The 21,232-nt window shown below is 45.6% G+C and carries 20 protein-coding genes and 1 tRNA gene; 11 read left to right on the top strand and 10 right to left on the bottom strand.

Translation table 11 applies throughout. The features are described from left to right. Positions 1 to 27: 27 nt before the first annotated feature. Positions 28 to 210, bottom strand: coding sequence for a hypothetical protein (locus OB236_RS31580; protein ID WP_083689374.1), 183 nt, complete (start codon positions 208 to 210; stop codon positions 28 to 30). Between the two features lie 108 nt (positions 211 to 318). Between OB236_RS31580 and OB236_RS31575 the strand changes: the two genes are divergently transcribed. After that, positions 319 to 391 (top strand) — tRNA-Lys (locus OB236_RS31575). A 197-nt stretch (positions 392 to 588) separates the two neighbouring features. Here OB236_RS31575 and OB236_RS31570 read toward each other — a convergent pair. Beyond that, positions 589 to 1,806 (bottom strand): aminotransferase-like domain-containing protein, encoded by a 1,218-nt coding sequence (locus tag OB236_RS31570; RefSeq protein ID WP_262687566.1) that lies wholly within the window; start codon positions 1,804 to 1,806, stop codon positions 589 to 591. A 26-nt stretch (positions 1,807 to 1,832) separates the two neighbouring features. Beyond that, positions 1,833 to 3,365, bottom strand: a complete 1,533-nt coding sequence (pdxR, locus tag OB236_RS31565) for a MocR-like pyridoxine biosynthesis transcription factor PdxR (protein ID WP_262687565.1) — start codon at positions 3,363 to 3,365, stop codon at positions 1,833 to 1,835. Positions 3,366 to 3,551: 186 nt separating this feature from the next. On the opposite strand from pdxR, the gene OB236_RS31560 reads away from it, so the two are divergent. Beyond that, the gene (locus tag OB236_RS31560) at positions 3,552 to 4,322 is read left to right on the top strand and encodes a MerR family transcriptional regulator (RefSeq protein WP_262687564.1); all 771 of its coding nucleotides are present in this window, start codon (positions 3,552 to 3,554) and stop codon (positions 4,320 to 4,322) included. Positions 4,323 to 4,371: 49 nt separating this feature from the next. On the opposite strand, the gene OB236_RS31555 is transcribed toward OB236_RS31560, so the two are convergent. Next, on the bottom strand, positions 4,372 to 5,385 hold the full coding sequence (locus tag OB236_RS31555; RefSeq protein WP_262687563.1) for an aldose 1-epimerase: 1,014 nt from the start codon (positions 5,383 to 5,385) through the stop codon (positions 4,372 to 4,374). A gap of 139 nt (positions 5,386 to 5,524) precedes the next feature. Between OB236_RS31555 and OB236_RS31550 the strand changes: the two genes are divergently transcribed. After that, a complete protein-coding gene (locus tag OB236_RS31550; protein WP_262687562.1) occupies positions 5,525 to 6,913 on the top strand; it encodes a mandelate racemase/muconate lactonizing enzyme family protein in 1,389 nt (462 codons plus the stop codon). A 97-nt stretch (positions 6,914 to 7,010) separates the two neighbouring features. Here OB236_RS31550 and OB236_RS31545 read toward each other — a convergent pair whose 3' ends face one another. The 4 genes from OB236_RS31545 to OB236_RS31530 form a co-directional block, all read right to left on the bottom strand. Beyond that, positions 7,011 to 8,015, bottom strand: coding sequence for a mannonate dehydratase (locus OB236_RS31545; protein WP_262687561.1), 1,005 nt, complete (start codon positions 8,013 to 8,015; stop codon positions 7,011 to 7,013). Positions 8,016 to 8,128: 113 nt separating this feature from the next. Then, a complete protein-coding gene (locus OB236_RS31540) occupies positions 8,129 to 9,442 on the bottom strand; it encodes an ABC transporter substrate-binding protein (RefSeq protein ID WP_076232263.1) in 1,314 nt (437 codons plus the stop codon). A gap of 269 nt (positions 9,443 to 9,711) precedes the next feature. After that, positions 9,712 to 10,548, bottom strand: coding sequence for a carbohydrate ABC transporter permease (locus OB236_RS31535; protein WP_262687560.1), 837 nt, complete (start codon positions 10,546 to 10,548; stop codon positions 9,712 to 9,714). Continuing rightward, on the bottom strand, positions 10,545 to 11,477 hold the full coding sequence (locus tag OB236_RS31530) for a carbohydrate ABC transporter permease (RefSeq protein WP_262687622.1): 933 nt from the start codon (positions 11,475 to 11,477) through the stop codon (positions 10,545 to 10,547). The genes OB236_RS31535 and OB236_RS31530 overlap by 4 nt, the downstream gene beginning before the upstream one ends. A 493-nt stretch (positions 11,478 to 11,970) precedes the next feature. Here OB236_RS31530 and OB236_RS31525 point away from each other — a divergent pair, with 493 nt between their 5' ends. After that, positions 11,971 to 12,876, top strand: coding sequence for an RraA family protein (locus OB236_RS31525; RefSeq protein ID WP_262687559.1), 906 nt, complete (start codon positions 11,971 to 11,973; stop codon positions 12,874 to 12,876). A gap of 52 nt (positions 12,877 to 12,928) precedes the next feature. Here the strand turns inward: OB236_RS31525 and OB236_RS31520 are convergent, their stop codons facing one another. Both OB236_RS31520 and OB236_RS31515 read right to left on the bottom strand, forming a co-directional pair. Beyond that, positions 12,929 to 13,582 (bottom strand): helix-turn-helix transcriptional regulator, encoded by a 654-nt coding sequence (locus tag OB236_RS31520; protein ID WP_262687558.1) that lies wholly within the window; start codon positions 13,580 to 13,582, stop codon positions 12,929 to 12,931. Between the two features lie 259 nt (positions 13,583 to 13,841). After that, positions 13,842 to 14,888 carry a LacI family DNA-binding transcriptional regulator gene (locus tag OB236_RS31515; RefSeq protein WP_262687556.1) on the bottom strand — a complete coding sequence of 349 codons (1,047 nt, stop codon included), beginning with the start codon at positions 14,886 to 14,888 and terminating at the stop codon, positions 13,842 to 13,844. Positions 14,889 to 15,030: 142 nt separating this feature from the next. Here OB236_RS31515 and OB236_RS31510 point away from each other — a divergent pair, with 142 nt between their 5' ends. The 7 genes from OB236_RS31510 to OB236_RS31480 all read left to right on the top strand — a co-directional run bounded on the left by OB236_RS31510 (position 15,031) and on the right by OB236_RS31480 (position 21,226). Continuing rightward, entirely contained in the window at positions 15,031 to 15,624 is a 594-nt protein-coding gene (locus OB236_RS31510; RefSeq protein ID WP_262687554.1) for a TetR/AcrR family transcriptional regulator, read from the top strand. Positions 15,625 to 15,648: 24 nt separating this feature from the next. Beyond that, positions 15,649 to 16,110 carry a DUF2269 domain-containing protein gene (locus tag OB236_RS31505; RefSeq protein ID WP_262687553.1) on the top strand — a complete coding sequence of 154 codons (462 nt, stop codon included), beginning with the start codon at positions 15,649 to 15,651 and terminating at the stop codon, positions 16,108 to 16,110. 24 nt (positions 16,111 to 16,134) lie between these two features. Then, positions 16,135 to 16,569 carry a DoxX family protein gene (locus OB236_RS31500; protein ID WP_262687552.1) on the top strand — a complete coding sequence of 145 codons (435 nt, stop codon included), beginning with the start codon at positions 16,135 to 16,137 and terminating at the stop codon, positions 16,567 to 16,569. Positions 16,570 to 16,837: 268 nt separating this feature from the next. Continuing rightward, positions 16,838 to 18,436, top strand: a complete 1,599-nt coding sequence (locus tag OB236_RS31495) for an MDR family MFS transporter (protein ID WP_408638538.1) — start codon at positions 16,838 to 16,840, stop codon at positions 18,434 to 18,436. 230 nt (positions 18,437 to 18,666) lie between these two features. Further along, positions 18,667 to 19,110 (top strand): MarR family winged helix-turn-helix transcriptional regulator, encoded by a 444-nt coding sequence (locus OB236_RS31490; protein ID WP_262687550.1) that lies wholly within the window; start codon positions 18,667 to 18,669, stop codon positions 19,108 to 19,110. 87 nt (positions 19,111 to 19,197) lie between these two features. After that, on the top strand, positions 19,198 to 19,854 hold the full coding sequence (locus tag OB236_RS31485) for an HlyD family secretion protein (protein WP_076232245.1): 657 nt from the start codon (positions 19,198 to 19,200) through the stop codon (positions 19,852 to 19,854). A 46-nt stretch (positions 19,855 to 19,900) separates the two neighbouring features. Continuing rightward, positions 19,901 to 21,226, top strand: coding sequence for an efflux RND transporter periplasmic adaptor subunit (locus OB236_RS31480; RefSeq protein WP_262687547.1), 1,326 nt, complete (start codon positions 19,901 to 19,903; stop codon positions 21,224 to 21,226). The last annotated feature ends 6 nt before the right edge of the window (positions 21,227 to 21,232 follow it).

Genomic DNA, 21,232 nt, shown 5'->3' with positions numbered 1-21,232 from the left:
TGACCAAGGGACTGCCTTTGCAAATTCCTATTGCTGCTTCTCGGGTATTTCCGGGATGACTTTGGGACTGATTTCAGGAGCTGGCTGTGGTGTTGATGGTATCTCCGGGATCAAATCCGGTTTAATTTCGGGTGGAGTTTTTGGTGTTATATCCGGAATGGGTTTCGGATTAATCTCTGGTGGTTGGTTCGGATTGATTTCTGCATTCATGCTGAACACCTCCCTCATAGTTATTATTAAACAAAAAAGCTGTTTTTAAATAATTGTAAATATGATTTGCATTTTATAAATCTATATGCTATTATAAGTGAGCGTTGCAGGTCCGTAGCTCAGTTGGTAGAGCAGTTGACTCTTAATCATCTGGTCGTGGGTTCGAGTCCCACCGGGCCTATACTTTTATATTTACATATAAACTGCTGATCCAGCAGTTTCATAGTGCGAGAAAATAACCCTCTGTCATCACTTTATTGTGAGATGGAGGGTTGTTTTTTATCGTAATACCATGTTGCTTTTTTAGATTATATAGGGTTCTGCTATGGGGCTTAGTCTCAAAGTAAAATCTGAGACTGGCCCCCCAGCAGACCGTTGTTAAATGGATAAAGGACTTGCCTGTAATTCTGCTGTGTATTCCCGCAGCACTTTACCAAGCCTTGCTATTCCCTCGATGATCCGTTCCTCCGTCATGTTGGAATAATTGAGGCGCAGCGTATTCTCATGGCCACCATTCGGGTAGAAGCTGCCTCCAGGTACGAATGCAACATTGTGATCCAGGCAGCGTACGAGCAAGTCACGAGCGTTTAGCTCAGGTGCCAGCTCCAGCCAGGTGAATAAGCCACCGGAAGGAATATTGAAACGGACATCGGCAGGCATTTCACGACGAAGTGCTTCCATCATCGTGTCACGACGCTTGCGGTAAACCTCTACGATTTTGACGATTTGTTCACCCAGATCGTACGTTTCCAGATAGGCATCGAGCTGCCGTTGGCTAATCGTTGACGCTTGAAGGTCGGCTCCCTGCTTCAGCAGCACTAATTTGGGTATAATAGCGGAATCAGCTGCTGTCCAGCCCATGCGCAGGCCCGGGCAGAAGGTTTTGGAGAAGGTCCCCAAGTGAAGAACACGACCTTCGGTATCCAATGATTGCAGGGAAGGGATAGGTTCGCCCTCAAAACGTAGCTCTCCATATGGATTATCCTCAATAATTACCAGATCGAATTCATTGGCAAGCTTGATGAGTTCTTGTCTTCTGGCTAGTGTCCAGGACCGGCCAGTCGGATTTTGAAAATCCGGAATGACATAAATAAGCTTGGCCCGCTGTGTAGTCTGTAGAAGCTCCCTTAATTGAACGATATCCATGCCTTCGTGATCAGTAGGAACCTCGACGAATTCAGGACCATAAGCACGAAAGGCCTGAATAGCTCCAAGGTAAGAGGGGCTTTCACAGAAAATGACATCGCCTTCGTCGAGGAAGGCTTTTCCTGCCAGATCGATTCCTTGCTGGGAGCCGCTAGTAATGAGAATATTGTCAGCCGTCCAAGCCGTACCCAATGTACGGTTCATCCGCAGTGCGATTTTGTCCCGTAAAGGTCGATAGCCTTCAGTGGTCGCATATTGCAGCGCTTCTTTACCGTGCTCCTCCAATACTTTTACGGCGATCAGCTGCAGCTCTCTAATCGGAAATAACTCAGGATCTGGAAGGCCTCCGGCAAACGAAATGACCTCAGGTCTTTCTGTCAGTTTTAATATCTCTCTGATTTCTGATGCTTTTAATTGGTCCATACGTTTAGCGAATCTTGAAAAGGCCATGGGGTCCATCCTCCTTGGAATAGGTGTTAAATAATAGGATCTAATCCTTCTGTTCGGTTGCCTGTTTGATGGTATCGACGAGCATCCATCGTGTCGTGCACGGCTAAGACAAATCGGCGAATGCCTTCATCGATCGAGTCCTCCTCGGCACATGAAAAGTTAAGGCGTACATAGGCCGTCTGCGGCACTTGGGCAAAGAACGGGTTGCCTGGCAAATAATCGACACCACGATCGGCTGCACGAAGCATCAACTCATTGGCATTCAGTCCGGCTGGCATCCGGCACCAGATGAATACGCCGCCTTCAGGCTCCTGCCAAGTCATACCTGGTACCTCATATTTATGAAGTGCTGCGACCATAAGCTGCTTACGCCGATGATAACGATTTCGCATATCGTTCAGATGCTCCTCCAGCAGCCCGCTGCGAATCATTCTCTCCATCAGAAACTGTGAGAGTGTGCTCGTATGCAGATCAGCCATTTGCTTGGCAATAGCCAGTTGACGAATGACAGACTTGGGAGCACTTAGCCACCCCATACGTAATCCAGAGCCTATAAGCTTGGAAAAGGTACTGAGATAGATGACATGATCATGGCGGTCCATGGCATGGATAGGTGGAACATGATGGCCGGAATAACGCAGATCACAATAAGGGTCATCCTCGACGATGATTGTCTTGTAGCGATAAGCCAGCTCAAGCAGGCGTTCCCTGACATCCTGATTCATCACCAAACCCGATGGATTCTGGAAGGTAGGCAGGACATAGATCAGCTTCGGATGATACTTGGCTAACATGGACTCCAGAATATCGAGTCTCATCTGTCCGTCGGTATCTGCAGGTATTCCCATTAATCTTGCTCCGGCTGAACGAAACGATTGCATAGCGCTGAAATAACTGGGTTCTTCAACAAATATGATATCACCTGGATCGATGAATACCCGGGTAAGCAAATCAATACCTTGCTGAGAGCCGGACAGTATGAGCACTTCCTCGGCAGCGGCGTGAATCCCACGCTTCTCCATCCACATACATATCGCCTCACGCAGTGAATGAATACCTTCCGTAGCGGTATGCTTCCATAACGAATCACTTTTCTCCTGCATGAGCAATTGCAGCTGCTCTCTGAGCTTGACCGTCAGTTTGGGCCCAGGGTCTGGCAGCGCAACACTGAAGGAAATGGAGTCATTGCGCTTGGACAGAGACAGCAGATCACGAATTAACGGGTCACCTGCTGAGAACGATCGTTCACTGAATAACTGCCGCCATGGAGGCGTACTATAGCCGGGAAGCTGGGTGGAGGCAGCAGTTGTATCCGCAGGGTTCAAGGGCAGCACGACGGTTCCTTTACCAACAAAGGATTCGATCAAACCTTCGGACTTCAATTCAACATATGCGTTCAATACGGTACTGCGATTCACACCTAATTGCTCGGCCAGCTTTCGCTCGGGTGGGAGACGGTAGCCGGCTGGCAGCTCACCATTGAATATAGCTTCACGTATTTGCTGCGTAATTTGCATATAGATCGGTATGGAAAGCTCTCGTGAAATAATAATATTCATAGATAGCACTCCAATGGTGATCAATTGGTTGGTGATAGGATCAATAATCACGTGTATTTTCTTATTTTACCACGAAATGAACAGATGAAAACAACCAATTGGCACGTTTATAGACCAGCCAATTTTTACTATTGACCCTAACGTAACGTGATAGCTTATGATCATCTCAGGAGGTGAAGCGAGGGTATGGCTTACAGGGTAAAGGAAGTTGCAGAGCTTGTGAATATCAGTGTACGGACTCTGCATCATTATGATGAAATCGGCTTGCTTGCACCCGGGTCCATCAATCAGGCAGGTTATCGGTTGTACACGGATAGAGAGCTGGAAAGGCTTCAACAGATCTTGTTTTTCCGGGAAATCGGTTTTTCTCTGCAGGAAATCAAGGCCATACTGGATGATCCTGGATTCGATCGTACCCAGGCATTGTTAGCTCATAAGGAGCTGCTGTTGGAAAAAAAGAAGCGGCTGGAGCGCATCATCGATACGGTGAATCAAAGTATACAATCGGCACAAGGAGGCATGGAGATGAGTAATAAAGACAAGTTTGAGGGCTTTGATCAAAGTGCTATCGAGCAGCACAAAAAGAAGTATGCAGCTGAGGCGAGACAAAGATATGGTCATGCAGCGGTTGAAGCGGTTGAGAAGCGGACAGACGGCTACACGAAAGAGGATTGGGCGAACATCACAGAGGAGAACGACAAGATCCATACCCGGATCGCTGCAGCTATGCATCGCGGTCCGGATGACCCCGAGGTGCAGGTGGCCGTGGGTGACTTAAGACAGCATATTACGAATTACTATTATGACTGTACACCGGAAATTTTTCGTGGACTAGGTGATTTGTACGTAATGGATGAGCGCTTCACTGCCAATATTGATAAGCACGGAACTGGTTTGGCTGCATTTCTCAGAGAGGCGATGCATATTTATTGCGACAGACTTGCAGCTGGGAATTGAGGAAGCCTCCAGATCGACTTTACTCGTCGATCTGGAGGCTTCCATTTCTTCAAATATTAAACTTTTTTACATACAGTCTGCTGGTTTCTTCCCAGATCTCACCCGGCTCCAGACCGAACAATCCGATCAGTTCGGGGTCAAGCTCCTGCTTGATATTCGGTGCGTTCACCAGATTGATTTGCGGCTCTGGACAAAAGAAACCTTCCGTTGCTCCGTTGTTCCAAATCATCCACTGCTTATAGCTGGTACCGACGTCATAGACGAGAGTCAGCTTATTGCGCGTATCGGTAAGCTCCATTCGGTTTCTTCCATTTTGCGGAACAGCTGTATAATGATTATCCATCGATTCAAAGAATGGGGAGAGCCCACCAGCCTTCATGTTTTCCTCATCTGCTGTAAGTGCTTGAAACTGACCCGTCGGCAGCATCCGTTGATCCAGCTCCCAGCGTTCGCCAATCGTCATATTGAAGCGATAATCGGAAGCCGAGCTGTCCGAAGCGAATGGTGCATTGATTGAGGTATGGAAGGCAAGCAGACGAGGCATCGGCGTGTCGCCGTCATTCCGAATCAGCACGTGCTGCGATAATCCATTGCTGCTCAAGGAATAACGAAGCTGAATCGTAAACGCATGCGGGATATATGTATATACAGAATGTCCCTCTGTTACCGTCAGGCTTAAGGTTACCCAGCTCTGTGCTTCATCAGCCCCCAAACCATCCACCTTCCATGGAATATTATGAACAAAGCCGTGAAGATGATTGCCAGTCTTTGGTTCATTGACAGGAAAACGATACACGCTACCATTCCAATGAAAGTCGCCGTCTTCATAACGATTCGGTGGAAACAGTACCGGAATGCCATGAATGATCGGATTGGCTTTGAAGGCTTCCATCTCATTCTGCTCCGGTTCGTGCAGGAAGCGGTACTGGTTGGCTGTATCGCGAAAGGCAATCAGATTGGCGCCCACACCCGGCAAAACAGCAGCTTCATAATTCGCTGCACGCAGCCATACAGCCGGTTCTTCTTGATACATGCCTTCATGAGCCTGTGCTTGATTGTTCATATTTTCCTCCTGAAATGATAAGAATAATAGCCTATACCCATTATAAGAAAAAGATCTAAAAAAACAAACAAAATGATAATTTTACAGCATGCCAATTGGTCAGAACCCTTTATATAATGAGGGAAAGGAGCTGATAATCATGCTAACCAAAGAAACCTATGACAGCACAACCGCTTATGTGAATACGTATTCGATTCCTTCCGAATTAAAAATCACCGATATTCGATTTGCCGATATCGAGGGTTCCCCGATGCACTGCAGTTTAATTCAGGTATACACCAATCAAGGATTAATCGGTTTTGGCGAAGTGAGGGATGCGGCGGACAAGAACTATGCATTACTATTGAAATCCCGTTTGCTTGGTGAGAATCCATGCCAGATTGACAAGCTGTTTCGTCGTATCAAGCAATTCGGAGGCCATTCCCGTCAAGGTGGAGGGGTGAGCGGTATCGAAATCGCACTTTGGGATTTGGCAGGAAAAGCGTACGGTATCCCGATTTATCAAATGCTGGGAGGCAAGTTCCGCGATAAAATCCGGATGTATTGTGACACCGATGTGCAAGGCAGAGATACCGGACTGACAATGGGGCAAGCGCTGAAATCACGGATGGAAAAAGGTTATACGTTTTTGAAAATGGATCTGGGCATTAATCAAATTATCCAGGAGCCGGGCACCTTAAGCGCGCCTTTGGGCTTCTTTGAAGATATGAAAAAGCTGTCGGACGTATGGGCAAATCGAAAAAATACCGAAATGACGGAATTGGAAATTATCCATGCCCGCAACCGCATGTATGACGCCTACAATGTTGCACATCCTTTTACCGGCATTCATGTAACTGAAAAAGGGCTTGATATGCTGGAGCAGTATGTGAGCGAGGTACGCTCAGTCATCGGCTATGAGGTACCGCTCGCGATTGACCACTTTGGTCATATCGGCGTGGAGGACTGTATTAAACTGGGACGCCGGATCGATAAATATAATTTGGCCTGGATGGAGGATATGATTCCATGGCAGTACACAGATTTATATGCCAGACTGGCGAGATCGGTCACGACACCGATTTGTACCGGGGAGGATATCTATTTGAAGGAAAATTTTAAACCGCTGCTGGAATCCGGTGGAGTTGCGGTGATACATCCGGATCTTCTGACTTCTGGCGGTATACTGGAAACGAAAAAAATCGGCGACATGGCGCAGGATTACGCTGTTGCAATGGCCATTCATATGGCTGAAAGCCCGATTGCATGCTTGGCTGCCGTTCATTGTGCAGCAGCTACGGAAAATTTCCTTGCGCTTGAATTTCATTCCGATCACATATCCTGGTGGGACGATATTGTGATTGGGCGTTCACTGCCCAAACCGTTAATACAAAATGGCTTTATAACCGTACCGGATGCGCCGGGACTTGGTATCGATTCATTAAATGACGAGGTAATTGCCGAGCATTTGCATGCGAATATACCGGGCTTGTGGGAATCGACGGACGAATGGAACCATTCGTGGTCCAACGATCGTCTCTGGAGCTAAATAAAGACAGGATTCAGAAAAGCGAACCATCGGCGTAGCCGTCATTCGCATTCGAATCCTGTCTTTTTGTATGAATCGCACCTCATTGAGGCCTGAGTTATACCTTTAATTCGGCTAGCTGAATTTGCCGTTCGCGCTCTCCCGCAGCTGCAGCCTCCATTAATCCTCTTATATAACCAACTCCGTACAAGCGACCAAGTAATTCATAGCCCGGATTATCATTATTCTCGCCCTCCATCGTCGGGACGTGGTCAGGTCGAGCAGGACCTTGAAAACCAACCTCGTAATAGGTCTTCATAGCTTCGAGCATATCCGTTTTACCGTCATCATGAAACGTTTCCTCGAACTTCTCTGGCGTTCCGCGAACATCACGGAAATGGACGAAAAAGATTTTGTCCTGTGCAGCAAACTTGCGGATCACAGTCGGTATATCCTCACCTGCTGTCGCTAGTGTTCCTTGGCATAACGTAATACCGCTGTATTCGCTCGGCACCAGATCAATAGCTTTCTGCAGCGCATCTGAGCTTCGCAGAATTCGTGACACCCCACGAATCGGAGAGATCGGCGGGTCATCGGGATGCAGGGCCAGCCTGACCTTTGCTTTTTCCGCGACAGGTACAATACGTTCCAGATAGTATTTCAAATGTTCCCATAATTGATCCTCACTTACGATACCGGCTTCGGTCAACGGCGCATTGGCTAATAAGGCATGATCGTAGCCGGAGACCAGCGCACCTCCACGGGTACGGATCGTGGTTGAGGTACGAAACCAATTGAATTGAGCCATAAAGTTATAGCAGAGCACAGAGATGCCAGCAGCCCCCATATTCGTGATGAACTGGCACATGATATCAATCTCTTCATCTCGTCCTGGCAGGCCAAGCTTGATGCGGTTCGTCTCGGGCGCCGATTCAATGACTTGAAGATTGAGTCCAAAATCAGCGAATCTTTGTTTCATTTGCACCAAATTCATATAATCCCATGGTTTCATACCGTGATCTTCCTTGGGTAGAGGACCAACCGCATAATTAACACCCATCTGCTTGGCAAGATGCCAAAGCCTGCTTGGATATCCGGGGAAAAATTCAGCTAATTGAAGCATGAATAGACTGACCTCCTTATAATGAAAACCTGTGCTTTGTTCTGCATGGTCTCACCATACACCGCCCTGTTCTTTTGTAAGAAGCAGGACGGTACAAGGATACACCGGACGGTTTACTTTTTGTTCAGCTTCGCTTCGGTTTCCTTGCCTTTGGCTACGATTTTGTCATAAGCTTGTTCAATCGTTTGTTTTTTGAACATGACCGCTTCCATTTCCGATTTATACAAGCTTGTGAAATCGGACCAGCCTTGAGGAGCCGGATAGAACGGAAGTGCCTTATCCAGTGCATTGCCTAACAGATCCTTACCCATCAAATCTTTTTTGCTTAAGGTGGGCTCCAAGGTTTTGTAAATCGCATCGTTGATCGGAACGCCACGAGTCAAACCGAGTGTTTTGCCTACTTCCTGATCGGAGATAAACCATTGAATAAATTTCTTGCCTTCAGCCGCATATTTGGTGGATTTGCTTAAACTGAAGAAGATTGTGGCTTGTGCCCATCCGCCTCCAGCTGGACCTACAGGATTGTTTACTACCGAAATTTTACCCGGGTTGAGTGTCTCCATGACGCCAACAGAACCGACAGTAACGCCTCTTGCCATGACACCGGATACCATCGCATCGGCTTTGGGATCGTTTTCTTTAAAGGCCGTGGTGGCTTCTGCAGATGGAAGGGTTCCGTCAGCACGCCATTGCTCATGCATTTGTTGAAATTTGAACCAGAGATCTTTATCCAGATTAAATTTGGTTCCATCCTGCATGATCGGTCCTTTGCCATTGGACGTCTGATAGAACTGATACCAATCCCATACGCTTGTATTATCGGTAAACGGATATTTACCTTTAGGCAGCTTGTCATGAGCTTCCTTCATGTAAGTGAAATATTCATCCCATGTCCAATCCTTATGTGGCAGCTTCACGCCAGCCGCCTCCAGCTCCGCTTTGTTGAAGGCGACTCCCGCACCGTTATGACTGAGCGGAATTCCATATAATTTGCCATCAATCTTGACGTTGTTGACGATTCTTGGATCGACAAGTCCCTTCAGATCGACATCGGATAGATCCATAAGCAAGCCTTTTTTGGCATATTCGTTAATATAAGCTCCGTCCATTTGCAGGATGTCGGTCATGGAATTGGAGGCAGCGAGTGTAGGCAGCTTGGTCCAAAAAGCATCAAACGCCATATATTCGGAAGTGAATTTAATATTTGGATTTTTCGCGGAATACATTTCAAGAGCTTTCAGAGTCGCTTGATGGCGGTCATCCGGTCCCCACCACATGATCCGTAAGTCGGCATTTTTGCCGGCAGCTGGTGCATCCTTGGCCGGAGTACCGGTGCCAGTGGTCTCAACAGTTTTGGAGCAAGCGGTCAGAATCAATGAAAAAGCAAGCACCGCTACAATTATATTTGTCTTTTTATTGGCTTTCATTATACATAACACTCCCTTTGATCATATAGTTGTACAGGTTCCACCCGTTAATCGATCTGCCTGCACAGCGTAGCGTACGCTTCCATAACATGGCTAGCTCATGAATGGATTGCATGCCTTCCGTGAGGCCGATGAACCTGCAGGCTGTTTATCCGACTCGTATCCATCATTGTCGCTTCACGCAGTTGGTTTCTGAAGATTACAACTGCCAGTCTGTCATCCGGGTGCGGCCAACATCCCAGATCGTTCAGTACAAGCTGGGGGTACAGTTATCCTTTAATGCCGGTTGTAGCAATGCCTTCAACAAAATGCTTTTGTGCCGAGATGAACAAAATGACGGATGGAATGATCGATAGCAGGGACATCGCGAGAAGCTGTCCCCATTGAATTTCAAACTGATCAATGAACATGCGAAGCGCCAGGCCAACCGTATAGTTATCAACCGAGCTTAAATATAAAACCTGTGCAAAAAAATCGTCCCAGCTCCATATAAAAGTGAAAATCGCTACGGATACCAATGCTGGTTTGATTAATGGAAAAATTACATGTGAAAATGTTTTGTACACCGAGGCTCCATCGATCTTGGCGGCCTCATCGAGCTCTCTTGGGATCCCGCGTATAAATTGAACGACAAGAAATACGAAGAAGGCGCCGCCTCCAAAAAAGTGCGGGAGAATAAGCGGGATATAGCTGTTTACCAATCCCCAATTGTTAAACATGATGTATTGAGGCACGATGGTAACCTGTCCGGGAAGCATCAGGGTGAGCAGCAAAATCGAGAACCAGAAGGAACGAAGCTTGAATTTGAGTCTGGCAAAACCAAAGGCGACGACCGCGCTGCTCAATACGGCACCGAGCACATTCCAGAATTCCATCACCAAGGTGTTGAGATAAAAGGTAGTAAAGCTGTATTTGGGTGAAAATACCCAGCCTTTGGAGTAATTTTCCCACATAAAGGTGGTCGGCCAGATTGATGTCGATTTCATATCTGTTACCGTTTTGAGCGAAGCGCCCAGCCACCAGAAAATCGGATAAATCATGATCAAAGAAAATAGGATCAGGATCAAATGGCTGCGAAACGTGCCGAATTTGGTGACTCTGTTCATTTGTCATTCCCGCCTTCCGACTCATAGAATACCCAATACTTGGATGCCAGGAAGTTTAAGCCGGTCATGATCGCTATAATCACGAGCAGGATCCAGGCAAGCGCCGAGGCATATCCCATTTGATAATGTTTGAAAGCCTTTTCATAAAGATAAAAAGCATACATATACGTAGAGTTTGCGGGTCCACCAGACGTAATGATAAATGCCGAAGTAAACGTTTGAAAGGAGCCGATGATGCCAAGGATGAGATTGAAAAACATAACGGGAGAGAGCATGGGCAAAGTAATGTGAAAGAATTGACGTATCTTGCCTGCCCCATCAACGGATGCAGATTCATACAAATCCTTCGGTATTTGCCGTAAGCCAGCCAAAAAGATAACCATCGTGGAGCCGAACTGCCATACATTGAGTAAAATGATTGTACCAAGCGAAGTATCGGGGTTGGCGATCCAGGCTTTACCTTGAACTCCAAACCACGAGAGGATCTGATTAACATAGCCATCCAGACCGAACAGGTTGCGCCAGAGGATCGATACCGCTACACTGCTTCCGATTAGCGAAGGGAAGTAGATCGCCGTTCGGTATATATTCATTCCTTTCAGACTTTTGTTAATGAGAAGCGCTACCATCAATGAAAAAAATAACTTGAGTGGAAGTGAAAACAACACGAACGTAAAAGTAACTCCGAGCGATTTGGTGAACAGATTGTCTTTGAAAAAGATTTCCGTGTAATTGTCGAGTCCCGCCCACACGGGCTGCTCAAGAAGCGAATACTCCGTGAAGGACAAATAAAAGGAGCGTCCTATTGGCCATACGGTTAGCAGTAAAAAACCGAGCAGCCAAGGCGAGATAAATATGTACCCTTCCAAGTGGTTGCTGAATAAGTTTTTTTTACTTTTGCGAACGGGAACTTCTGCTATCGTGTTCATACTGGATATTTCCTTAACCCCCATTGAGTCACTTCCTTATCCTATGATTCTTGTACTTTCACAGTGTAGCAAAGCGAATTTAACATGCACAGGTGAGGATTTTATGATATTGTTTGATTTTTTAATCAGTCTTATCAGGGTGAATTTTGCTTGCTGCAGGGGGAAATACACATGATGTAAAACCATCAATGCGGTAGTTGGAGGCCATAAATGTAAATCATGGAGTATAAAAAACGGATGTCATGTAAACGCATTCAAAAAGCTTGAATAGTGGAAATAACCATCTCCTTTCTATTCCAATATACAGACGGTTAGTCATTTCATATAGGGGAATATCATCAGTTGTTAGGGGGAATATGATAAGAATTTACCCATTCGATGAAAAATTTATAGTTACTGTACGAAAAATGCGTAAAAAAACCACATCGACAAATCTGTGAATTTGCTTAACATAAGAGGTGAAAATACAATCAGTGAGAAGGAAGGGTTGCACTTGAAATATGATAACCCCGAAGACATTATTCAATTGACGCCACTGTGGCAGGGCGAAAGATTTGCCAATGGCCGCCCCCGGGTATCGGATGATGTATTACGCCGAATGGCGAAAATTACTTTGGAGGAAGCATGGGGTACCTTGTGGAATCACGGCTATGCTTTTCAATTTGAAGGCGATCTTAAGATTGTGCATCCGAATCAGGTGATGGTAGGGCGTGCCGTGACATCCGTATTAGTTCCCAAACGTCCGGATCTGCATGAGACTTTACTAAGCTATGGCCATCAGCAGGAGGACAGAAAAGGTTTTTTCAACCAATGGGTCATCGACACGCTGCAGGAGGACGATATTGTAGTGGTTGATTTGTTTGATAAAGTACATCAAGGGACCTTTGTGGGTGGGAACCTGTCAACGGCGATCGCTTCCAAAACGAAGCGGGGTGGTGCTGTGATCTGGGGTGGTATCCGTGATAATCAGCAAATAGTTGATATTGAAGGAATCAACGTGTTTTATCGTGGCAGTGATCCGACAGCGATAGCAGATGTCACAATGGTAGGAATCAATTCCCCGTGCCGAATCGGTAAAGCGATCTGTCTGCCGGGTGATGTGGTGCTGGGAACACCGTCAGGTGTGCTGTTCATTCCGCCTCATCTGGCAGAGCTTACAGTCGTTCAGGCAGAAAAGTCGCAGGTACGCGATATTTTTGGCTTCGTTCGATTGCGCGAAGACATCTATACAACAGCTCAAATCGATTCGCCATGGACAGTTTCCATCTGGAATGACTTCACAGCATGGTTGGATAGCACACAGGAGTCGGCTGAATACCGTCATCTGACCTGGGATCAGGAGCTGGAGGATGCTATGAGAACAGAGACAGAAGGAAATTCAGGTCAGGTTCGATTGTAATATGAAATTAAAAAGGGGCAAAACAGGTGATTCCGCCTATTGCCCCCATAGCTTAGTGGATGGCTGATTCCCGATAATCACTCGGCGAGCATCCAACCTTTTTTTTGAATATTTGGCTGAAGTAACGGGAGTCCTGATAACCAATCGATTCAGCGACTTCATAATTTTTTAGATGTGTGTTCCTTAACAGGTGTTTGGCTTTGTCGATGCGAATGTCGGTTAATTGCTCGATGAAGGTTTTGCCAGTATTCGTTTTGAATAGTAAGCTGAGGTAGGAGGGTGTCATGTACACTTTTTGGGCAAGGCTGTCAAGCGTGGCGTGCTGAAATTCATTCTCCATGTTCTGGATCGTTTTCATAATAATACTCGTATGGTTGTAGTTAAACTTCTGCATAATAATACCCCGTAATTCCATGAAGCATTCAAGTACATAGGCTTTAACTTCCTCGAGATTTCTCTTGGTGACCACCGAGATTACATCGAATTGGTTGCGACGGGTATCATTCCCGAACTCCGCTAACACTCTTTTTTCCATTCCGACCAGCAAACGAACCGTAGTTTCGTACAAGACCAGCATTTCACTCGAACCGTTCTCGATCAAAAATTCGTAAAAGACGTCTATCACGTGCTCGACTTCAGAGGAATCTACGGCTGATTTGAAAGTATCATAAAGCTCCTTTTCTTTCACATATGAATATTCACACATGTACTCACTCCTAACCAAGTTTTCCGAATTACAATCTTTTTGTTAGGTTATTTGTTATGTTGTTAGCGAAAATATGCTGTATTTACAAAATGGTATCGGTTACATTGCCAATTTATGATAATAGTACAATGAATAGGGTGGGATTTCAACCTAATTTATTAGAATTTAGAGAATTAAAGCAGATTTTTTAAAAGTTAAGCATACATCATACAAATAAAACCTAACAAAATAATTTGTTAGGTTACTGTGTGTTAAGCCATTATTTTTGAAAAGCGCGGGTGCTGTCTCTGACTATCAATTGACTTTGCAGTAAAACTTTTTCATACGGCATCAAAGGGTTATCGATTCTCCACAGCAATAAATCAACGGCCTTGGCTCCAAGCGCCGCTTCCTCGGCTATGATGGTTGTCAATTCAGGGAACAATTTGATGATGTCTTCATTGTTATCAAAGCCGGTTATAGAGCAATCGTCCGGCACCTGAATGGCGAGCTCGTTCAGCACATTCAAGACATGTAGGGCAATTTGATCATTGGCACATACGAAAGCAGTAGGGAAGGTGCTCCCTGAGAGCTGTACAAGCTCGGATGTAAGCCGATTGTAATTGTCTTCATCTACAGACGGCTTGATCCTAAGCAGGCTGCTGTTGTATGAATAATCATTCATTTTCTCATCCATCACGGATTTAAACCCGCACCATCGGTCAAAAAAACTTCTCGAATAATGAATATCCCCGACAAACTGGATGCGGTTATGGCCTGTATCCAATAAATAATTGGTTAACCTTCGTAAACTATCAAAGCTGTTCATAAAAACGCTATCGGAAGCGAGCAACTCATCCTCATGATCGACCAGAACGAAAGGGATCGATAAATTTCTAAGTTCCAGAAGCATTTCGGGAGCAATAAGGCCCACACTGATTACGCCTTTTAAACCTTCAGGTTTAATAACAAGGTTAAAATTTTGTGGAGAATCATCAGTGATGATAATCGTACCGATGCCTCTTTTCTCCAAATTGGCTGAAATTCCTTCAAGAATCTTGCCCCAATAGGCCGATTCCTTGTTCTGACTTCTAATGTTGGGGATGAGAATACCGATTATTTTGTAATCAGGATCTGTGGAAAGCTGCGGATCAGGGCTGCTGTTTTTTTGATTGCTATAACCGTATTCGGCAGCGACTCTATGTATCTTTTCACGGGTTGCTTCACTTATACCTGATTTGCCAGACAAGGCCTTGGATACAGCGAACTTGGATACGCCTACTTTATCGGCTATTTCCTGCATAGTAACCTTTTTGCTTCGAGACATGATGCTCACTCCGATAATAGGTTTTGATTCAATTTTTGCATACTTGTAAACCGAATATCAACTGTTTTTATTTACAAACCGATGGTCGGTATGTATAATAAAATTAACTAAAAAACTAATCATTTTACGGAGGTGTTACTTCTTGAAACAGGAAGAACGAAGACAGCAAACGAAGCAAAAGCTACTTGACACGACCAAGGAGCTGATCCGCGAGAAGGGCTGCGATTCCTTGACGATGAAAGATATTATGGATCATTCGGGTTTGTCCAAAGGAGCTATTTTTCATTATGTAAAAAGCAAAGATGAGATTTATGCCTGGGTGCTCAAGGAAAGAAATGAGATGATCAATCGCAGCTTCATGGGAGAGGTCGAGCGTGGAGATAAGGATTTTGAGGGGCCTTTACGGAAAATAACGGAAACCCTTCATCATTTGGATGATCCCGCGGATGTGTCGAACAAAGTTTTGAAATATTTGATTGGCAAGGAGGATCAGCCCGAGGTTGCGGAAGTGTTGGAAGAGTTTTACGAGCAGACACTCAGCTTTTCCAAACAATGGATTATTACGGGTCAGCAGCATGGTGTCATTCCGAATACGGTTGATGCGGACAAAACAGCAGGATTGTTTGTGCTAATCTCACTTGGCTTGCGTATCCGTTCTTCTTTAACTTCTGCTCCTGCTACTTTCAGTTTACAGGATTATTTCAGCTTTCTGTCTGATACGTTAAAGCCGCGATAAAAAATGGAGAGGTTGTGTGTGCAAATGAGCTATTGGTTAGTGATCCATATTATCGGAGTTGTTCTGTTAGTCGGAAATATCGTGACAGCAGCGTTCTGGAAAATACGAGCGGATCTGCAAAATAATCCGGTTGTGATTCATAGTGCAGTCAAAAATGTGATGCTTGCGGATTATGTATTTACGCTGCCAGGTATCGCACTTATTACGGTATCCGGCATAGTCATGGCGGTTCGTTCAGGAATGCCGATGTCAGGTTTGAGCTGGCTTACGGTTTCACTAATACTGTTTGCGATTTCAGGGATCTTGTGGCTGGCAGTGCTCATACCGCTTCAGCGCAGCATGATTCGGCATAGTGCTCACTCCGTTGAACAAAAAGCGGTTATGGAGGAATATCGTCGTGCTTCCCGCTATTGGGCTGTTTTTGGCATAGTGTCGACGCTACTGCCGGTCGTTATTTTATATTTGATGATTACGAGAACCCTATAATTAGGAAGAGAGAGGTGGAGGAACATGGCTCCGTTATATACGCTTATTATATCGTTATTATCATTTCGATTATTTGGGGTGCTTGGTTGGTCATATTTTATTTCTTGGCATGCATCGCTCCAGGCCGCGGTGGCCGTCATGCTGCTACTTACAGCTTCAGCCCATTTCGGGAAAAGACGTCCCGATCTGATACGGATGGTTCCCTCCTGGCTTCCTGAGCCGGGTAGGATCGTAACCATTACCGGTTGGCTTGAACTGGCTGCTGCTGCAGGAATTCTGATACCTGGCATTTCGCAATTGACCTCGATTTGTCTGGTCATCCTGCTTATAGCGATGTTCCCTGCAAATATTCAGGCTGCCCGTCAGGGCTTGACCATTAATGGAAAACCTACACCTCCTCTCGGGATTCGTTCATTGCTGCAAATTATATTTGTGGTCGCAGTTCTAATAGCTGGATAGAAAGCTTTTTGTTTTGGGTAACTTATATATAAGTAGCTTTTAGCAGCATAAGGACCATTCTCCGCACATCTCACAATCTAATATTGAAGGCGAGTTGTACGTATGAAAAAAATCTCTTGCAAAGAGAATGAGTTTTCATTATTATATATTTAAACAACTTAAATATTATCTTGTATAATATTAAACCTATGATAGTGAGGTGAAAAGCATGGAGAAAGCAATGAGCTCATCTAAGGAAAAGGAGGCTGCTTACGACCAAGGTTCCTCATTGGAAGCCCACGATCCGAACAATCGGAAAGGATTGCTGGTTGCGGGATTAATCATCGCCATGCTGTTCGGTGCATTGGATGGAACGATAGTCGGAACCGCGATGCCAAGAATTGTTGGTGATTTGGGTGGACTTGGTTTGATGACATGGTTGACGACAGCCTATATGCTGACGTCTACGGTTATTGTTCCGATTGCCGGGAAGCTGGCCGATTTGATGGGTCGCAGAGTTGTTTATGTAACCGGCTTGAGCATTTTCATCATAGCATCCGCCCTGTGCGGATTGTCGCAAAATATGACCGAGCTCATTTTGTTCCGCGGCTTGCAGGGCATCGGCGGCGGGATCATGATGCCGATGGCGATGATTATTATAGGTGATATTTTCACAGGTAAGCAGCGTGCCAAATGGCAAGGGGTATTCGGTGCTTTGTTTGGGCTTTCTTCCATTATTGGTCCGCAGGTCGGCGGCTGGATTGTTGATGCTGCCAGCTGGCGTTGGGTGTTTTATATCAATTTACCTGTTGGCGTATTGGCTATTGTATTGATTGCAATTGCCCTTCCCAAGTTTCAAAGAAAAGACAAGGTTCAATTCGATATTGCTGGTATGACCACGATGATTGTGGGTGTCGTAAGCTTGCTGCTGGCATTAACGTTCGGCGGGAAAAATTTTGCCTGGGTTTCCTGGCAGGTCATTGGATTGATTGTACTTGCGGTCGTTTCTTTGGTTAGCTTTGTTGTCATCGAATCGAAAGCGAAGGAGGCCATACTGCCTGTCTCGTTATTCCGCAATAAAACGTTCACGATCATTAACGGGGTCGGTTTTCTGATGAGTGTCGGCATGTTCGGTGCGATCATGTTTGTACCGTTGTTCATGCAGGGAATTGTCGGGATTAGTCCGGCAGCGTCCGGTACCGTGATGACGCCAATGATGATCACGATGATTGCGGCGAGTGTTCTCGGCGGGCAGATGGTTCAGAAGATCGGTGTACGAACGCAGATGGGTATTGGGATGGTCATTATGGCTGTCGGATTTATTTTGCTGACCACACTCAGCATGACAACCTCGAAGCTGACGGCCTCCAGCTTTATGATGGTTATAGGTCTTGGCATGGGGCTGGTAATGCCGCTGCTTACATTAGCTTTGCAGGAAAGCTTTCCTAAGTCAGAGCTTGGCGTGGTCACCTCCTCAAGTCAATTTTTCCGGCAAATTGGTGGTACATTTGGGATGACCATACTAGGAGCGATTATGAACCATCATTCCAGTAATCTGCTGACTGTTAATCTCGTTCCGGTGTTGAAGCAAATTCCACAGCAAGGCAGCACATTGATTAGCGATATGATTGCCAAAATCAGTTCGGACCCGCAATCACTATATTCGGTGCTGCTCAATCCTGAGGCGCTCAGCCAGATGCCGCAGGCGTTAACCGCTCAGATTGTACCGATTTTAAAAACAGCCTTGGTGGATTCCTTGCATACGGTGTTTATGTTTGGTCTCGTATTCGTCATTCTGGGTGCCATTCTAAGCCTGTTTGTAGGCAAGGTGCAGCTGTCGGATCGTAAAGGCACTGACAATAAGAATGAGCCACAAGAAGCCGTGTAATAATGCGGATTACAAGCCACATGATAACGTGTGGCTTCATGCGGAAGAGTAAAGCAGATGATAGTCGTGATCTTTTACGATATTTGCGATTAATTGGCTATTTTTGGAGTTTTAAAAACATCTGTTTTTCTGATATATTATTTCGTGTGCTAAATATTTTTGTTATAATGATTAAGACGTGAAAATGTTAAAGGGGAAATGATTTTGTTTGGTAAAAGGAGTGAACGTCCTTGATTGATTATTTTGATATGGAGAAGATCGAGCGTCTGCATCGGCAGCTTCATAAAAAAGTTGTATCTGAATGGAACACAGTCAGTCCGAGTCCGCTGAATTTGAGCTTGCCTCAGGCGAATATGCTGCATATGCTTCGCAAAGAGGGTATTCAAAGAGTATCCGACCTCGCTGAGAGATTATGTATGACACCCGGAGGACTTACGTTATTGTGCGATAAGCTGGAAGAAAAGGGATTAATTCTAAGATATCGGGATGAAGGCGATCGCCGCAGCGTGTATCTGGAAATTAGTCCGCAAGGCGTTGAAGCCAGCATAGCAAGTCAGCAAATAAAGAATGAGCTTTTTAAAAAAATGCTTCAGGGAATACCTGCCGAGGAGCTACAAATTTTAGATAAGCTGTATACTCATCTTTTGCACAATCTTGAAGAAGAAAAGAGCTAGGCCTTTATTTATGTTCATTTATTTCGTATACGAAATAATGTAATGGATACAGACATTTTAGAGATGGAAAGAGGATTGAGGAGAAACATGAAGCGAAAAGCGGTGTTAATTGTTATTTTGACGGTACTGGTGATCGCCGGTGGTGGTATTGGTGGTATGTTCTGGTATCAGGGTCAAAACTTTGTATCATCTGAGGATGCAAGGCTTGCTGGTGATATTTATAAGGTGATGCCGCGGGTAACAGGAAAGGTTCTTTCCATGCAGGTGAACGAAGGAGATCATGTACTGGCAGATCAAATTATCGGTCAGCAGGATAGCAATAACCTGAGTATCAGTAATTTGGAGCAGGCTACGTTAAGATCACCGATTAAGGGAACAGTTATTAAATCATTAATCAAAACAGGCGAGATTGCTTCTCCAGGCCAAACGGTGGCAATGGTCGTCGATCAAAGTCAGCTTTATGTATCTGCCAACATCGAAGAGACGGAAATTCATCGACTTCAAGTAGGTCAACCGGTAGAAATCACAGTGGATACCTTCAAGGGCTTGACCTTGACAGGAAAGGTTCAAGAGATCAGCAAAGCAACAGCATCTACCTTTTCACTGCTGCCTGCGTCAAATACAAGTGGTAATTTTACAAAAGTGACGCAGCGAGTTCCTATTAAAATTTCCATTGATAATCAACAAGGCTTTGAACTATCGCCGGGACTTAGCAGTGTGATCAAGATCAGAGTTAAAAATTAATGAACGCAACCATAATTAAGGTTAACTGATAAAGGGGAGCAAAACGATGAAAACAAGGCATCAAATTTGGGTTCCGGCGGTACTGTCGCTTGCACTGGTGAGCGCATTGTCCGGTTGTGGTTCTTCTGTCACAGGAGGCCAGGCTAATGGTGCAGGAGCTGAAGCACCCGTCAAAGTAATGAAGCTGGGTCAACTCACAGACTCCGGCTGGAGCGGTAAAATTAATCCGGATCAAGAAGTGAAAATTGTCAGCAAAATCTCAGGAAAAGTATCCACTGTAAATGTAAATGAAGGTGCTGCAGTGAAAAAGGGTGATGTGCTGGTACAGCTTGAGACCGATGATCTCGTTCAGCAGCTGAAGCAGGCAGAATCGGGAGTGGTAGCTTCCAATGCCAAGCTTGCCGATACGCAGTCAGGTGCACGATCCCAAGAAATTAAAGCAGCTGAAAGCTCCGTCCGCGCGGCTGAAGCGGCCCAAGGGCAGACCGTCGCAGCAGTCGAGCAGGCCAAAGCAGGCTTTGAACTGGCAACGAACACGTACAACAGGCTTCGCAATCAGTTTGACAGCTCTTCAGCCGTAACGAAAGAGGACGTCGATCGCGGAAAGCTGGAGTACGAGAAGGCCAGAACAGGCTATGAGCAGGCTCAGGCCTCAAGTCAGGCCGCGGCTGCACAGGTCGATGCTGCCAGAGCCAAGCTTGAGTTGACACAGGCGGGAGCCACAAGCAACACGATCATGGCCCTGCAAGCTGATCTGGATCGTTTGAACGCTGCTGTTCAGTTAGCGAGTAATTCTGTCAACAATGCAACCATTACGTCACCAACGGATGGCATTGTCATCAAGCGCAGCATACAGCCTGGCGAAATGGCGCAGCCGGGTGTTGCATTGTTCTCTGTTGTGGATATGAATCAGGTTCAGGTAGAGCTAAGTGTAACAGACACACAAATTGGCTCCATCAAAGCAGGAACTGCGGTTGACGTGAAGGCGGTTAATATACCGGATAAAACATTCCCGGGTACGATTTCCTTTGTAAGCCCGGTTTCCAATGCCAACAGCAATACGTTCCCGGTTAAAGTTACTGTGGACAATAAGGATGGTCTGCTGTTTGCCGGAACTGTCGCTGAGGTGCATCTGAAGGATGCAGCCAAAGCTCGCCTTGAGGCTCCTAAATCGTCGATCATCAAGAAGGATGACAAAGAGTATGTCATCAAGGTAGACAACGGAACGGCTCACAAGATCGAAGTCAAGACAACAGAAAAAAATCAGGATTGGGTCTATATAGAAGCGAATGCCAATCTGCAAGCGCAGCAGCAAATCGCAGTGACTCCCAGCGATAGCATCGTTGACGGCGCTAAATTGAAAGTGGAATAGGTGGTG

The organism is Paenibacillus baimaensis (genome assembly GCF_025567575.1).
Note: the sequence above shows the minus strand (reverse complement) of the source record. Positions and strands in the feature narration are given on the sequence as shown.

What these genes read in the sequence shown, in the direction of transcription:
- OB236_RS31580 (WP_083689374.1), bottom strand. Translation starts at nt 210, where the DNA reads ATGAATGCAGAAATCAATCCGAACCAACCACCAGAGATTAATCCGAAA.
- OB236_RS31570 (WP_262687566.1), bottom strand. Translation starts at nt 1,806, where the DNA reads ATGGCCTTTTCAAGATTCGCTAAACGTATGGACCAATTAAAAGCATCA.
- pdxR (WP_262687565.1), bottom strand. Translation starts at nt 3,365, where the DNA reads ATGAATATTATTATTTCACGAGAGCTTTCCATACCGATCTATATGCAA.
- OB236_RS31560 (WP_262687564.1), top strand. Translation starts at nt 3,552, where the DNA reads ATGGCTTACAGGGTAAAGGAAGTTGCAGAGCTTGTGAATATCAGTGTA.
- OB236_RS31555 (WP_262687563.1), bottom strand. Translation starts at nt 5,385, where the DNA reads ATGAACAATCAAGCACAGGCTCATGAAGGCATGTATCAAGAAGAACCG.
- OB236_RS31550 (WP_262687562.1), top strand. Translation starts at nt 5,525, where the DNA reads ATGCTAACCAAAGAAACCTATGACAGCACAACCGCTTATGTGAATACG.
- OB236_RS31545 (WP_262687561.1), bottom strand. Translation starts at nt 8,015, where the DNA reads ATGCTTCAATTAGCTGAATTTTTCCCCGGATATCCAAGCAGGCTTTGG.
- OB236_RS31540 (WP_076232263.1), bottom strand. Translation starts at nt 9,442, where the DNA reads ATGAAAGCCAATAAAAAGACAAATATAATTGTAGCGGTGCTTGCTTTT.
- OB236_RS31535 (WP_262687560.1), bottom strand. Translation starts at nt 10,548, where the DNA reads ATGAACAGAGTCACCAAATTCGGCACGTTTCGCAGCCATTTGATCCTG.
- OB236_RS31530 (WP_262687622.1), bottom strand. Translation starts at nt 11,477, where the DNA reads ATGAACACGATAGCAGAAGTTCCCGTTCGCAAAAGTAAAAAAAACTTA.
- OB236_RS31520 (WP_262687558.1), bottom strand. Translation starts at nt 13,582, where the DNA reads ATGTGTGAATATTCATATGTGAAAGAAAAGGAGCTTTATGATACTTTC.
- OB236_RS31515 (WP_262687556.1), bottom strand. Translation starts at nt 14,888, where the DNA reads ATGTCTCGAAGCAAAAAGGTTACTATGCAGGAAATAGCCGATAAAGTA.
- OB236_RS31505 (WP_262687553.1), top strand. Translation starts at nt 15,649, where the DNA reads ATGAGCTATTGGTTAGTGATCCATATTATCGGAGTTGTTCTGTTAGTC.
- OB236_RS31500 (WP_262687552.1), top strand. Translation starts at nt 16,135, where the DNA reads ATGGCTCCGTTATATACGCTTATTATATCGTTATTATCATTTCGATTA.
- OB236_RS31485 (WP_076232245.1), top strand. Translation starts at nt 19,198, where the DNA reads ATGAAGCGAAAAGCGGTGTTAATTGTTATTTTGACGGTACTGGTGATC.
- OB236_RS31480 (WP_262687547.1), top strand. Translation starts at nt 19,901, where the DNA reads ATGAAAACAAGGCATCAAATTTGGGTTCCGGCGGTACTGTCGCTTGCA.